Annotated in this window: 13 protein-coding genes; all 13 read left to right on the top strand. The window is 62.7% G+C overall.

The genetic code is table 11. The features are described 5' to 3' along the window. The first annotated feature begins 139 nt into the window (after positions 1-139). The 13 genes from murC (at position 140) to AUL39_RS11660 (ending at position 12,395) form a co-directional block, all read left to right on the top strand. The gene (murC, locus tag AUL39_RS09680; RefSeq protein ID WP_059055718.1) at positions 140-1,594 is read left to right on the top strand and encodes a UDP-N-acetylmuramate--L-alanine ligase; all 1,455 of its coding nucleotides are present in this window, start codon (positions 140-142) and stop codon (positions 1,592-1,594) included. Between the two features lie 5 nt (positions 1,595-1,599). Next, a complete protein-coding gene (murB, locus tag AUL39_RS09675) occupies positions 1,600-2,514 on the top strand; it encodes a UDP-N-acetylmuramate dehydrogenase (RefSeq protein ID WP_059055716.1) in 915 nt (304 codons plus the stop codon). Between the two features lie 295 nt (positions 2,515-2,809). Then, positions 2,810-3,748, top strand: coding sequence for a cell division protein FtsQ/DivIB (locus AUL39_RS09670; RefSeq protein WP_160327074.1), 939 nt, complete (start codon positions 2,810-2,812; stop codon positions 3,746-3,748). A 275-nt stretch (positions 3,749-4,023) separates the two neighbouring features. Continuing rightward, positions 4,024-5,160: a cell division protein FtsZ gene (ftsZ, locus tag AUL39_RS09665; RefSeq protein WP_032110827.1), complete on the top strand. Its 1,137-nt coding sequence runs from the start codon at positions 4,024-4,026 to the stop codon at positions 5,158-5,160. 4 nt (positions 5,161-5,164) lie between these two features. Further along, positions 5,165-5,971 (top strand): polyphenol oxidase family protein, encoded by an 807-nt coding sequence (locus AUL39_RS09660; protein ID WP_059055712.1) that lies wholly within the window; start codon positions 5,165-5,167, stop codon positions 5,969-5,971. A gap of 57 nt (positions 5,972-6,028) precedes the next feature. Further along, entirely contained in the window at positions 6,029-6,760 is a 732-nt protein-coding gene (locus tag AUL39_RS09655; RefSeq protein WP_059055710.1) for a YggS family pyridoxal phosphate-dependent enzyme, read from the top strand. Between the two features lie 34 nt (positions 6,761-6,794). Continuing rightward, positions 6,795-7,481: a cell division protein SepF gene (locus AUL39_RS09650; protein WP_235810832.1), complete on the top strand. Its 687-nt coding sequence runs from the start codon at positions 6,795-6,797 to the stop codon at positions 7,479-7,481. A gap of 4 nt (positions 7,482-7,485) precedes the next feature. Beyond that, positions 7,486-8,322, top strand: coding sequence for a pyrroline-5-carboxylate reductase (gene proC, locus AUL39_RS09645; protein ID WP_059055706.1), 837 nt, complete (start codon positions 7,486-7,488; stop codon positions 8,320-8,322). Between the two features lie 13 nt (positions 8,323-8,335). Beyond that, a complete protein-coding gene (locus AUL39_RS09640) occupies positions 8,336-8,599 on the top strand; it encodes a YggT family protein (RefSeq protein ID WP_059055704.1) in 264 nt (87 codons plus the stop codon). Positions 8,600-8,658: 59 nt separating this feature from the next. Then, the gene (locus tag AUL39_RS09635; protein ID WP_059055702.1) at positions 8,659-9,363 is read left to right on the top strand and encodes a DivIVA domain-containing protein; all 705 of its coding nucleotides are present in this window, start codon (positions 8,659-8,661) and stop codon (positions 9,361-9,363) included. 531 nt (positions 9,364-9,894) lie between these two features. Continuing rightward, the gene (locus AUL39_RS11140; protein ID WP_160327073.1) at positions 9,895-10,056 is read left to right on the top strand and encodes a hypothetical protein; all 162 of its coding nucleotides are present in this window, start codon (positions 9,895-9,897) and stop codon (positions 10,054-10,056) included. Positions 10,057-11,841: 1,785 nt separating this feature from the next. Continuing rightward, entirely contained in the window at positions 11,842-12,081 is a 240-nt protein-coding gene (locus AUL39_RS09630) for a type II toxin-antitoxin system Phd/YefM family antitoxin (RefSeq protein ID WP_153001626.1), read from the top strand. Positions 12,082-12,089: 8 nt separating this feature from the next. Next, on the top strand, positions 12,090-12,395 hold the full coding sequence (locus AUL39_RS11660; RefSeq protein WP_059055699.1) for a type II toxin-antitoxin system RelE/ParE family toxin: 306 nt from the start codon (positions 12,090-12,092) through the stop codon (positions 12,393-12,395). Positions 12,396-12,431: the final 36 nt, after the last annotated feature.

Raw genomic sequence — 12,431 nt, 5'->3', positions numbered from 1 at the left:
GTGGGAGACGTGCCTGCGGAGTCCGTGGTGGCTTTACGCCGTGGGCCGCGACGGGTCGTCCATCGGCTAGAGTAAATGGGTTAGGCGAACCAGTTTCCGCGGCGGGTCTTCTCGCCGCGCACCTTTGGAAGGGGTAGCCATGGCAGACATCGTGGAGAAGCCCGGCGCAGATGCCGTCGAGAAGGGCAAGAGCATCGCGAGCGCGCACTTCGTGGGTATTGGCGGCGCGGGCATGAGCGGCATCGCCCTCGTGCTCAACAAGCGCGGCTGCAAGGTCACCGGCTCCGACCTCAAGAGCTCTCACTACGTGCGCGAGCTCGAGGACGCGGGCATCGACGTGACCATCGGCCACGACGCCGCGACCATCGACCGCGTCTCGCCCGAGGTCGTTGTCACCTCGAGCGCAATCCCCGAGACCAACCCCGAGGTCGTCCGTGCCCGCGAGCTGGGCATTCCCATCTGGCCGCGCGCCAAGATGCTGTCGTACCTCTCCAACAACGCAACCACCGTGGCCGTTGCCGGCACGCACGGCAAGACCACCACGTCGTCCATGATTGCGACGATGCTTGACCGCCTGGGCTGGGACCCCTCCTTCCTCATTGGCGGCGTGGTCGAGGGCTACGACACCAACGGCAGGAACGGCGAGGGTGGCTACTTTGTGTGCGAGGCGGACGAGTCCGACGGCTCCTTCCTCTACCTCAACCCCGACGTGGTGGTGGTCACTAACATCGAGGCTGACCACCTCGACCACTACGGCACGCTCGAGAACATCGAGAAGACCTTCTGCACCTTCATGGGCCTGGTGGGCGAGAAGGGCACCGTTGTGGTTAACGGCGACAACCCCCACTACGTGGAGCTTGCCCGCTCGACCGGCCGCCACGTGGTGACCTACGGCTTTGAAGAGGGCAACGACTACGTCTGCACGCCCGAGGAGGGCCTGGCGCCCCACCGCCTGGCTATGCGCTTCTCGGTGAGGACCCCCTCCGGCACCTCGGTTGACGTGAACATCAAGTCGAACCCCGGCCGCCACAACATGGCAAACGCAACGGCCGCCATTGCCGTGGCGGACGTCCTAGGGGCAGACCTCACCCAGGCAGCCGAGAAGCTCTCCGAGTTCAAGGGCGCGCGCAGGCGCTTCACCCACGTGGGCGACATCGACGGCGTCACTGTGGTGGACGACTACGGCCACCATCCCACCGAGATTGCCGCCACACTGGACGCCGCCTCGCAGCTTGGGTTTGACCGCATTGTCTGCGTGTTCCAGCCGCACCGCTACAGCCGCACGAAGGCGCTTGAGCCGCTCTTCGCGCACGCTTTTGACAAGGTGGACGTCCTGCGTGTGATGGACGTGTTCTCGGCGGGCGAGATGCCCATTCCTGGCATCTCGGGCAAGACCGTCTCGTCTCAGGTCGAGGCCGCGGGTACGGTGCCCGACGTGGCCTACATCCCCAACCGCCACGAGCTCATCCAGAACCTCTGCGACACCTGCCGCCCGGGCGACCTGCTCATCACGCAGGGCGCGGGCGACGTCACCCAGATTGGCCCCGCATTCATCGCCGCCATGCGCGAGCGTGACGAGAAGAAAGACGAGTAGTAGGCGTGAGCGTCTTCAACGCATACATGAGCCTCTCGGGAGCCGTCGACGCGGACGTGATTCGCGGCGAGCGGCTCTCGCACCGCACGACGTACCGCATTGGCGGCCCAGCCGCGCTCTTCGTGTGCGCGAACACCTACGAGGCCCTGCTCAAGACCGTCGAGGTCCTGCGAGCAGAGCGCGTGCCCTGGGTGGTCATGGGTAAGGGCTCCAACATCCTTGCCGCAGACACCGGCTACGACGGCTGCATCATCACGCTTGGCCGCGAGTTCTCGCGCATGAGCTTTGCCGAGGACGATCGCGTGACGGCAGGCGCTGCGCTCCCGCTCTCCAAGCTCGTCTCAGAGGCCATGAAGCGCTCGCTCACAGGCCTCGAGTTCTGTGCAGGCATCCCCGGCACTGTGGGCGGCGCCGTCTCCATGGACGCGGGGACCCGCCACGAGTGGGTTGGAAGCGTGATCGAGGACGTGGTGAGCCTGCAGCCGGGCAAGGGTCTGGTGCGCCATGCGGCCTCCGAGGTCGAGTGGGGCTACCGCGTGACCTCGCTTCCCACCACCGAGATCGTCCTCGAGGCAACCTTCCGGCTTGCTGCGGGCAACCACGACGCCATCGCGCGCGACGTCGAGGAGAGGCTGCGCCGCCGCAGCCAGTCGCAACCCATGGGCAGGCCCTGCTGCGGCTCGGTCTTCAGGAACCCCGGCTCCCGTTCTGCCGCGGTAATGATCGAAGCCTGTGGCCTCAAGGGCTACCGCGTGGGCGGGGCAGTGGTCTCTGACGTCCACGCCAACTTCATCGTGAACGACGGCGGCGCGCACGCCCACGACGTGGTCGAGGTCATGCGCCACGTCCACGATGCCGTTCGCGACAAGTACGAGATCGACCTTCAGCCTGAGGTCAAGCTGCTCGGGTTTGGGGCATAGGGGAGAGCGCGGCATGGCGTCAGACGACAGAAGAAGGCCAACGGCGCGCAAGGCGACGCAGAGGTCGACGCAGGGGCGCTCCACTCGTTCCTCTCGGCCGTCCTCCACGCCGCGTACGCGTTCCTCGCGGCCTGTGCGGCAGCCTGCCGCCAAGCGTACGCCACGCATGCCCAAGGCCACGCCTAAGCCCGCTTCTGCGTCCAGGGTTCCACAAGTCAAGCGATCTGCGCCGCGCCCGCAGCGCGGCACTCGTCCCCAGAGCGGAAGAGAGGCCAGAGAGGCTCGCGCACGGCAGGTGCGTACGGCTGACGCCATGGGCATCGCCCTGCGCGTGGTGGTGGTTGCCGCCATCGCTGCGGCAGTTCTAGGCGTGGCGTTTCTCGTCCTGAGCAACACCTCGACCTTCCAGATAACCTCCATCGACGCCGTGGCAACAGACCACGTGAGCGCCGAAGACATCCAGAAGCTCGCAAACGTCGAGGAGGGCACGACCCTTCTCAACGTTGACACCAACGCCATTACCCAGAGCCTCATGAAGAACCCCTGGGTTGCTTCCGTGAGCGTGGAGCGAGAGTTTCCCGACAAGCTCAAGATTTCCGTCACCGAGCGCACGGTAGAGGCAGTTGTCGTGATGAGCTCGCGCAGCGTCGCCTGGTACTTGGGCGAGGGCGAGGTCTGGCTCGAGCCGATGAACCTCGACGTCACTGACGGGCAGTCGGCAGACGACGTGGCGCTCGAGAAGGCCACGTCCATCGGTGCCATCCTCATCACAGGAGTTCCGGCTACCGTCGACCCTGTGGCTGGTTCCGTGGCCACCGATGATGTGATAACTGCCGTGAGGAGCTATCTCGATGGCTTCTCGTCGGACTTCGCCTCGCAGATCGTGAGCTTTACCGCGCCAAGCGAGGCAAGCATCTCGTGCGTCCTCGCAAGCGGCGTGGAGGTCTCGCTGGGATCGCCCACGGACATCTCTTCGAAGGAGGAGGTCGTTAAGAGCCTTCTTGCCGAGTATCCCGATGAGCTTACCTACATCAACGTCCGCGTCCCGTCGAGCCCCTCCTACAGGAAGATCGACTCCACAGACGTGACGGCGGGAACGGGGGCAGTGGGCACCTCAACGACGGGTGATGCAGCCTCTTCGACAAGCTCTACAGGTACGTCGCAGACAACTGGTTCGAGCGACACAACGGGCAGCTCGACGGATTCCTCAACCACCACAACGGGTACCAACTAGCATGAAAATAGCTTGACCTAAAGCTGTACTTGAGGGTTTTGACGCCTAATTGTGGTACCGTTTACCTGCGGTTTTCACCGTTTGCACAAAGTGTTTGACGAGGGCACACCCAATGTGCAAATATACGTCGCTTCGTGGGGAGCATCTGGCTTAACCTGAGGTTTAGGGTTTCTACCAGCGCTTTTCAGGGGCTGGACGAAAAACGTCACATGAGCGAAGCACGAACGCACCAGCAAGGGCGCTGGCACAGGGCCGCCGCCAACGAGGAGGAAACGATGAAGGACACCGAGGTCCCCAGCAACTATCTCGCCGTGATTAAGGTTGTTGGCGTGGGCGGCGGCGGCACCAACGCCGTGAACCGCATGATCGAGGAGGGCATCCGCGGCGTCGAGTTTGTCGCCATCAACACCGACGCGCAGGCGCTCGCCATCTCTGACGCGGACATCAAGGTCCACATTGGCACCGACATTACCAAGGGCCTGGGCGCTGGCGCCAACCCCGAGGTTGGCCAGGAGGCCGCCGAGGAGAGCAGGGACGAGATCAAGCAGGCCCTCGCCGGCTCCGACATGGTCTTCATTACCGCAGGAGAGGGTGGCGGTACCGGTACCGGTGCGGCACCTATCGTTGCCGACATCGCCAAGAACGACGTGGGCGCCCTTACCGTGGGAGTCGTCACCAAGCCCTTCTCGTTCGAGGGCCGCAAGCGCTACAACTCCGCCGCCGAGGGCATCAAGAACCTCTCCGAGAATGTCGACACGCTCATCGTGATTCCCAACGACCGTCTGCTCGACCTCTCCGAGAAGAAGACCACCATGCTCGAGGCCTTCCGCATGGCCGATGACGTGCTGTGCCAGGGCACCCAGGGCATCACGGACCTCATCACCGTTCCTGGCCTCATCAACCTCGACTTCGCAGACGTCTGCACCATCATGAAGGGCGCAGGCACGGCCATGATGGGCATTGGCACCGCTTCTGGCGACTCCCGCGCAACCGACGCCGCTGCCGAGGCCATCTCCAGCCCGCTGCTTGAGACGTCCACCGATGGCGCCACGCGCGTGCTGCTCTCCATTGCCGGCAACAAGGACCTTGGCATCCAGGAGATCAACGACGCCGCCGACCTCGTTGCCAAGAATGTCGACCCCGAGGCCAACATCATCTTTGGTACCGTCGTCGACGAGTCCCTGGGCGACCAGGTGCGCGTCACCGTCATTGCCACCGGCTTCAATGACGCCAACATCCAGCCCACGCTGCCCACCATGCCGGTGGCGCGTCCGCAGTCCCAGGCGTCCAAGTCCAAGCAGCGCCCCTACACTGCGGCGCCGGCTCCCGCGAGCCGTCCTGCGGCCCCCGCTGCGAGCGGTGACAACAAGGAGTTCGACATCCCCGATTTTCTGAAGCGTAGCCGCATCTAGCGCCATGTCCGAGCCCACGCTCACAAGGTACCAGTCGCACGGCGTGACCCTTCTGGGGGACAGTACTGTCCCCCAGGGGGTCGCGCTTGCGTTCACGGAGCGTACGGGCGGTGTCTCCACGGGCAACTATGCCTCCCTCAACCTGGGGAGTGCCTGCGGAGATGACCCGTCCTGCGTGGCCGAGAACCGCCGTCGCGCGCTTTGCGCCCTGGGGGCGGAACGCTGTATGGATGCGCTCGTGAACCCGCACCAAGTGCATGGCGACAGGATCGTCACCGTGCGCTCCTCGGACGCGGATGCTGTCCATGCTGCACAGGCTGACGCCGCATCCGGCGCGGATGCGATTGTCTGCACCGCCACCAATGTGCCCGTGCTGCTCTGCTTTGCGGACTGCGTGCCCGTGATTCTCGTGGCACCTGGCGGCTTTGCCGTGGCGCACTCCGGCTGGCGGGGAACCATCGCGCGGATAAGCGCCAAGGCGGCACATGCCCTTGCGGAGGAGACTGGCTCGCCCGTCTCGCAAGTTCGTGCCTACGCGGGACCGCACATCGGGCGCGAGGACTATGAGGTCTCTCCCGAGCTCGCCGCGCGCTTCTCGGCGGAGTTTGGACCTGAGGTCATCTGGGGAGAGCGCAACCTCGACCTGGGAGCCGCAGTCACGGCGGCGCTGGTGGGCGCCGGGGTCCCAAGGGGCTCCATCGCCTGCTGCGACGTCTCGACCGCCTCGGCCACCGAGAGGTTCTTCTCGTACCGCGCCGAGCACGGGTCCTGCGGACGGCACGGCGCCCTTGCCGTGATGCGGGGCGAGTAGCGCGGAAGCGCCTGCGTGGGGCGTGGGGTTTCATCAAGGTAATGGGAGCTGGTCTAGATGGATGAGACAGAGGACGAGAGCTACGCGGCGTTTCTCGCCGAGCGCAGGGAGGAGATCCTCCAGCGCATCGCGGAGGCTGCCGCCCGCGCCGGGCGTGACGCATCGGAGGTGGAGCTTCTCGCTGTCTCAAAGACCGTCGACGTGCCGCAGGTCGACCTTGCCTGGAAGGTGGGATATCGAGCCTTTGGCGAGAACCGCCCCCAGGAGCTCGTTCGCAAGCTCAAGGGAATTGCCTCGTACCCCCAGATGGCCAGTGCGCGCTTTGACATGATCGGCCACCTGCAAACCAACAAGGTGCGCGAGGTCGTGGGCAATGTGACGCTCATCCACTCGGTGTCTTCGCTCCACTTGGCCGAGGCAATCTCCAAGCGTGGCGTTGGCCACGACGTGACGAGCGATGTGCTTCTCGAGGTGAACGTCTCGGGGGAGGAGTCCAAGTCAGGCTTCTCGCCCGACGAGGTCCGCGCGGCGCTCGGCGACATCCTGGCGCTTCCCGCCCTGCGCGTGCACGGCCTCATGACCATGGCGCCGGCGCACGACATGGACGCGGCGAGAAGGACCTTCTCCGGCCTGCGCGAGCTTCGCGACGAGCTGGCCAGCCGCAGTGGCCTTGACCTGCCGGTTCTTTCCTGCGGCATGAGCGACGACTTCCCGATTGCGGTCGAGGAGGGCTCCACGATCGTACGACTTGGCAGAACAGTGTTCGACCCCAGCTACGTTCTGGGTTAATCTGGCAATGGTGCGGGGTGATGGACCCCGCAAAATGGATGGGGGAATCATGGGCTTCCTCGACAACATCAGGGATCGTTTCCGTAGGGACGACGACTACGACGACTACGAGGACGACTACTACGACGGCGACGACGAGCAGCGCGAGCGCGACCGCGAGCGCGGCTATGGCGACCGCCGCCCCACGGGTAGCGCGACCAAGCTCCTGGGCAACACTTCGCGCCCCGAGGCCGAGAGCGTCTCGGTCTACACGCGCTCCGGTCGCCCGGTGACGCAGAACCCCGCCGCCGGCTACGCTGACCAGCGCGACACGCGCCCGCGCCCCAGCTACGCCGAGTCACCCGAGCCCACCTACCGGCCCTCCTACGAGCCTCCTGCGCAGAGCAGCGCTGCTGCTACCACGGAGATTAACCGTGGCGGCTCCTCCGCGCGCGTGACCTCCGGCCAGCTTCCTCCCTACGTGCTGCGTCCCGTCTCGTACGACGACGTGCAGTCCGTGGTGAGGCGCGTGCGCACCAACCAGCCCGTCATCCTCATCTTCAAGGGCACCAACATCGAGACCGCCAAGCGCATCCTCGACTTCTGCTACGGCCTGAGCTACGGCGTTGCCGGCTCGGTCGAGGCGCTCGGTGACCGCGTCTTTGCGGTGCTGCCCGCAGGCATCGAGCTCACCCAGGGCGACATCGACAAGCTCGTCGCTGACGGCGACCTCGAGGCGTAGCGTTATGGCTGAGAAGATCGAGCAGGTCATAGGGGTCATAGGCGCTGGTTCCATGGGTTCCGCCATCGCGCGCGGGCTGGTGGCCTCCGGTGCCGCCGCGCCCGAGCGCGTCCTTGTCGCCAACCCCTCTGCGGGCAAGCTCGCGCCTCTGGCCGAGCTTGGCATCAAGACCTTCACCAGCAACGAGGAGCTTCTCGCCCAGGGCCCTGACGCGGTTGTCCTTGCCGTGAAGCCCCAGGTGCTTCCTGGGGTCCTTGCCGAGCACACGGACGGCCTTGCCGGACGTCTGGTGATTTCCATTGCCGCAGGCGTCTCGGTGGCCTCGCTCGAGGCGTCGCTCGCCTCGTCCCGTGTGGTGCGCGCCATGCCCAACCTGCCCGTGCAGGTGCTCTCGGGCGCGACTGCCGTCTGCCCGGGCTCCCGTGCCACCAAGGAGGACCTGGACCTCTCACTGGCGATCTTCTCGGCCCTGGGAAGCGCCGTGGTGCTGCGCGAGGATCAGCTTGACGCCGAAGGTGCCGTGGTTGGCTGCGGGCCCGCGTACGTGGCTCTGCTCGTTGACGACCTCACCCGTGCCGGCGTGGAGCATGGCCTTCCCGCCGCGGCCTGTCGCGAGCTCGTGCTCTCCACCATGCGCGGCGTAGCGGAGCAGCTTCTGGCGTCGGGTGAGCACCCGCGCGCGTATATGGAGAAAGTGACGTCTCCCGGCGGCACGACGGCCGCGGGTTTGCGGGCGATGGAGTCGGGTATGTTTGAGGTTGCCTGTGCGGGTGTCGACGCGGCGTTGCGTCGTACCCGCGAGCTCTCGGAGGCTGCAGGCGGCAAGACTACCGACGACTGACAGCGAGGACCACTTGAACTACACGATAGCCAACGTAATTGCCCAGCTCTTCCGCATCTACAACATCCTGATTATCATCTGGTGCGTCCTCTCGTGGATTCCGCGCGGCTCTGGCGTGATCGAGGACTTCCGCGGTGCTATTGGCATGCTCGTAGAGCCGTGGCTAAACATCTTCAGGCGCTTCATTCCGCCGCTCGGCGGTATAGACTTTTCGCCCATTGTGGCGATATTCGCTCTTGAGGCCATAGAGCGCCTGCTTCTGGCTATACTTTTGTAACGTCATTGCCGCTTTGCGGGCGCTGCCCGGGGCGACGAGTCGAAGTGAAAGGGACAAAGATGGCAATCACACCAGCAGATATCGAGCAGCAGACCTTCTCTCCCTCGAAGCACGGCTATGACCCCGAGGAGGTCGACGCCTTCCTCGAGCAGATTTCCAGCGAGGTTGACGCGATGCTGCAGAAGATTGCGGACCTCAAGGGTCGCCTGAACACCGCCGAGCAGCAGCTCTCTGCCTCCCAGGCGCAGGTTGCCAGCCTCGAGGAGCAGCTCAACGCCGCCCCCGAGCGCATGGAGGTTACGACGGTCGCTCCCACCCCCGCGGTGCAGGACGACCTTGCCGCGTCCGAGAGCCAGATCTCTCGCGTGCTTATCGTTGCTCAGCAGAGCGCCGACAAGCTCGTTGCCGACGCGCGTGACAACGCGGAGCGCATCCGCAACGAGGCCGACCAGAAGGCCCGCGAGGTCATTCGCCAGGCGCTCGCCGAGAAGCAGAACGAGCTGGACGAGATCGACCGTCTCAAGCAGTCCCGCGAGGACTTCCGCAGCGAGTACAAGAAGCTCCTGCAGCACTTCATGGACGACGCGGACTCCGTGTTCCCGCAGCAGCCGCTCTCCACGGCTCCCAACGGCTCTGGTGCGGCGCCTGCGGCGACCCCTGCCGCCCGTCCTGCCGTGAGCGCGCCTGCCGTGCCCACGGCTTCCACTGGCTCCACCGCCGCGGGCAACGCCTCGTTCCAGACGGACTTCGGCGACCTGGACTAACGGCGCGAGAAACAGCTTTGATGCGATGAGGAGGCCCCAGACGGGGTCTCCTCTTTTTTTGTGCGGCGCTGCGGCATTCCTGGCGTGCGTTCTTCTCGCCTGCGTCGGCGGCAGCTCGCAACAAGCTTGAGGGTCGCCGCTACACATTCGCATCCGAACCTGTATCCCGTGCAGGTCGCCACGCATTCGGGTGACGAATGTGTAGCGCGATACTGTGATTCGGCTTGTTCTCGAAAGGAGAGCCCAGTAGGCAACGAGCTGAAATGAGACTCAGAAATTGAGCAGTGCCAATCTGTCTGGCATCCAAGCTACAATGCCTGTACGGCGGCCCAGTCGGACTAAGGGAGCGCGACCCTAAGCTGTTCGTGTTTGCTATCAGGCAACTTCTGGAAGGATGAGACGTTGGGGATGCGCAGGCTCTAAAGCGGAACGATTGTTTTCGAGGTCCCCTACGAGGGGAACCACTACCTCATCGACTCGCAGTGCGGTGACCCCGCAATGTACGACGGGTCAGGTGTCCCACGCGCTGTCGTGGACCGCGCAATCTCGGCGGTCGAGAGCGCCTACGTGAGACTTGGGCGCACACCGGAGGACTCCGAGATTCGCTCAATAGACGAGAACGCCCTCAAAGAGGAGTTCGGTGACGCCAGGTTCGTGAGCGACACCATTCCATACGGCACAGTGATTGGGTGATCGAGGAGACCGTGAAGGGGTACGTCTCGAGCTTCATTCCGAGCGTCCCTTAGTCGCATCGGACACAGACACACGCGTATGGCCGCTTCCATCGGAGGCGGCCACTTTCATGCACCTACACCACACCTCCCGCTAGTTCAAACGGTGAGAACTCACGGCTTCAGGTCCGTGCGATCGGGGTTCGAGCCCTCGGTGGGAAGTCATCACAAACCTGGGGAGCCGCACGGCGCCCCTCGTAATATCAAGCTGCCGCATGGCCACGGGACCCCGCCGCACGGCGGGGACGAGAGGAGCCGACATGGCTGAAGAGGAAGGCGTCAAGGAGGGGCAGGTTTTGGAGCAGTGCCAATCTGAGTGATAATCAAACCAACTTCGTGATTGACCTCATGCGAAGCGACATCTCGAGGGATGCCGTCATGGCAAAGCTTGGATGGGTGTACGAGGACGAGAGAATCGACAAGGGCGCCATCATCAGAGGAGGGGACCTCATCCTCATGAAATGAGCCGAAGGTCTGCGAACGGGCGACTAACCCTCGCTTTCTTCGGCTCGCCTAAAGTATACCCACAAAGCCTCCCGCCGGGGGTCCGAACCCCGATTGCCGGAACCAGGCTCCGGTGTCCCAGCCGACTGGACGAGGGTAATCACTGGGTAGAATCGAAATAGAGGCTTCCGTGGCGGCTGGGGTTTTCTTGCCCCAATAGCGAAACCCCGGAGGCCTCTCACTTCTTGAGCATCGTGAGACCTGTCGTGTTGATGATTCCTATGGACTGGACTCTCGAATCATCTAGGAGCTATGCGCATTTCGCGATGGCCGCCTGTCGCTGATTGAGCTGACGATGGCGTCGATAATGTAGCTTTGCCCCTGCGAGGGATGCTCGAATATCTCGATTGCTATCTTCTCAGGGTCCGTTTAGGAGCTGTTTCAATCTAACTGGTAGTCATACATCCGCACCTATCGCCTGCGCGTCTGGTGGTTTTTGGAGCAGCGCCAATCTGACTGGTAACCAAGTGATCCAATATGGGCATCGGAACAGACTCCATTTTTTAAGGACGTGCCTGTTTGGTCAAAAAGCAAACCAGCATCGCGTCTAGAAACGTCAAAAAGGTCCAAATGAAAAAATGCCTGATCCCTCGCAAGATGCGTGGGAGCAGGCATTTCAAAGTACATAATACCATATTACCTGCTCGGTTGGGCGAGCCGAATGTGCCGGGTAAACCTGCGATGAGCCGAGGAACGCTAGGGTTGGACAACCATATGCAGACCCTCGGCTTTCTTCGTACATGCGAGTTTTCGCTGCCTTGACTGCAATCTTCCCAACCAATTGTCCTCAACTATCCATACGGTGAGGGTGGATGAACAGCTCGTCCAAAAACAAAGACTCCGTCCCTCCCAAATAGGTGGATGGGAAAGAACCTTCAGTCCCTTTTATCCCATACCTCCTGCTGATGGCTTAAATCGACACTTTGCCTCGTATTATTAACCAGCGCAATCTGCCAGACCTATCCAAAGGGAAATGGCCAGTGTTTTCCCCACCGAGCAAGCTCAGTCTTGGGACAGCGTGATCTGACTGATAATCCACTGCGTGCCTAACGTGTCTTGCTTGCACCGATTTCAATTCGAGATTCATCCCAAGATGGACCGTTTGGTCTGGTGCATCGGTGTGGTTCTCAGATTATTATTTGTCGGCATGAGCACTATGGCTTAATATATAAACCAGAAAGTAGCCCTATTTTTTGGTTTAACAGAATGGGGGTCTGCTGTGGCAATCACGCCCACTGTCGGCATGTCCGATGCAAAGACCAACTTCAGCCGTCTTACAGCCGACGCCAATCGCACCGGTCGTTCCGTGGTGGTGTTCAAGAACAACAAGCCTTGGGTAGAGATTCGTCCCCTGGCGCATGAGGAGGCAGGTATTCCAGCCGAGACGCGTCAGGCTATGGATGAAGCAGACGTCCTGACGGCTGATTCTGGCCACACTACCTACCAGACTGCCGAGAGCCTCTTCGCGGCGCTTGATCTGTAGGATTCGTCATGTATTCAGCATCCTTTACCCCACGTTTTCTCCGGGACGTAAAGGCATGTAAAAAGCGTCATTGGGACGAGAAGGCTCTCAAAGCCGCTATCTCTGATTTACTCATGAGTGATACATGTGAACTCGATAATCGCTATCGCGATCATGCGCTAACCGGCGCTCTCGAGGGCTATCGATCCATACATGTGGATTCCGCACCTAACTCGCCTAAGGACAAATGGGTGCTGATGTACCGATTGTCGGACACTGAGCTCATGCTCGTGCGTACGGGAACCCACGACGAGGTCTACGGTAAGAAAATGTGAGAGTCCGCCCATACCCTACGCTCGCCCAGAGGCGGC

Origin of the sequence: Tractidigestivibacter scatoligenes, assembly GCF_001494635.1 — a bacterium.
Lineage (GTDB): Bacteria > Actinomycetota > Coriobacteriia > Coriobacteriales > Atopobiaceae > Tractidigestivibacter > Tractidigestivibacter scatoligenes.
This window is presented reverse-complemented; position numbering and strand designations above follow the sequence as displayed.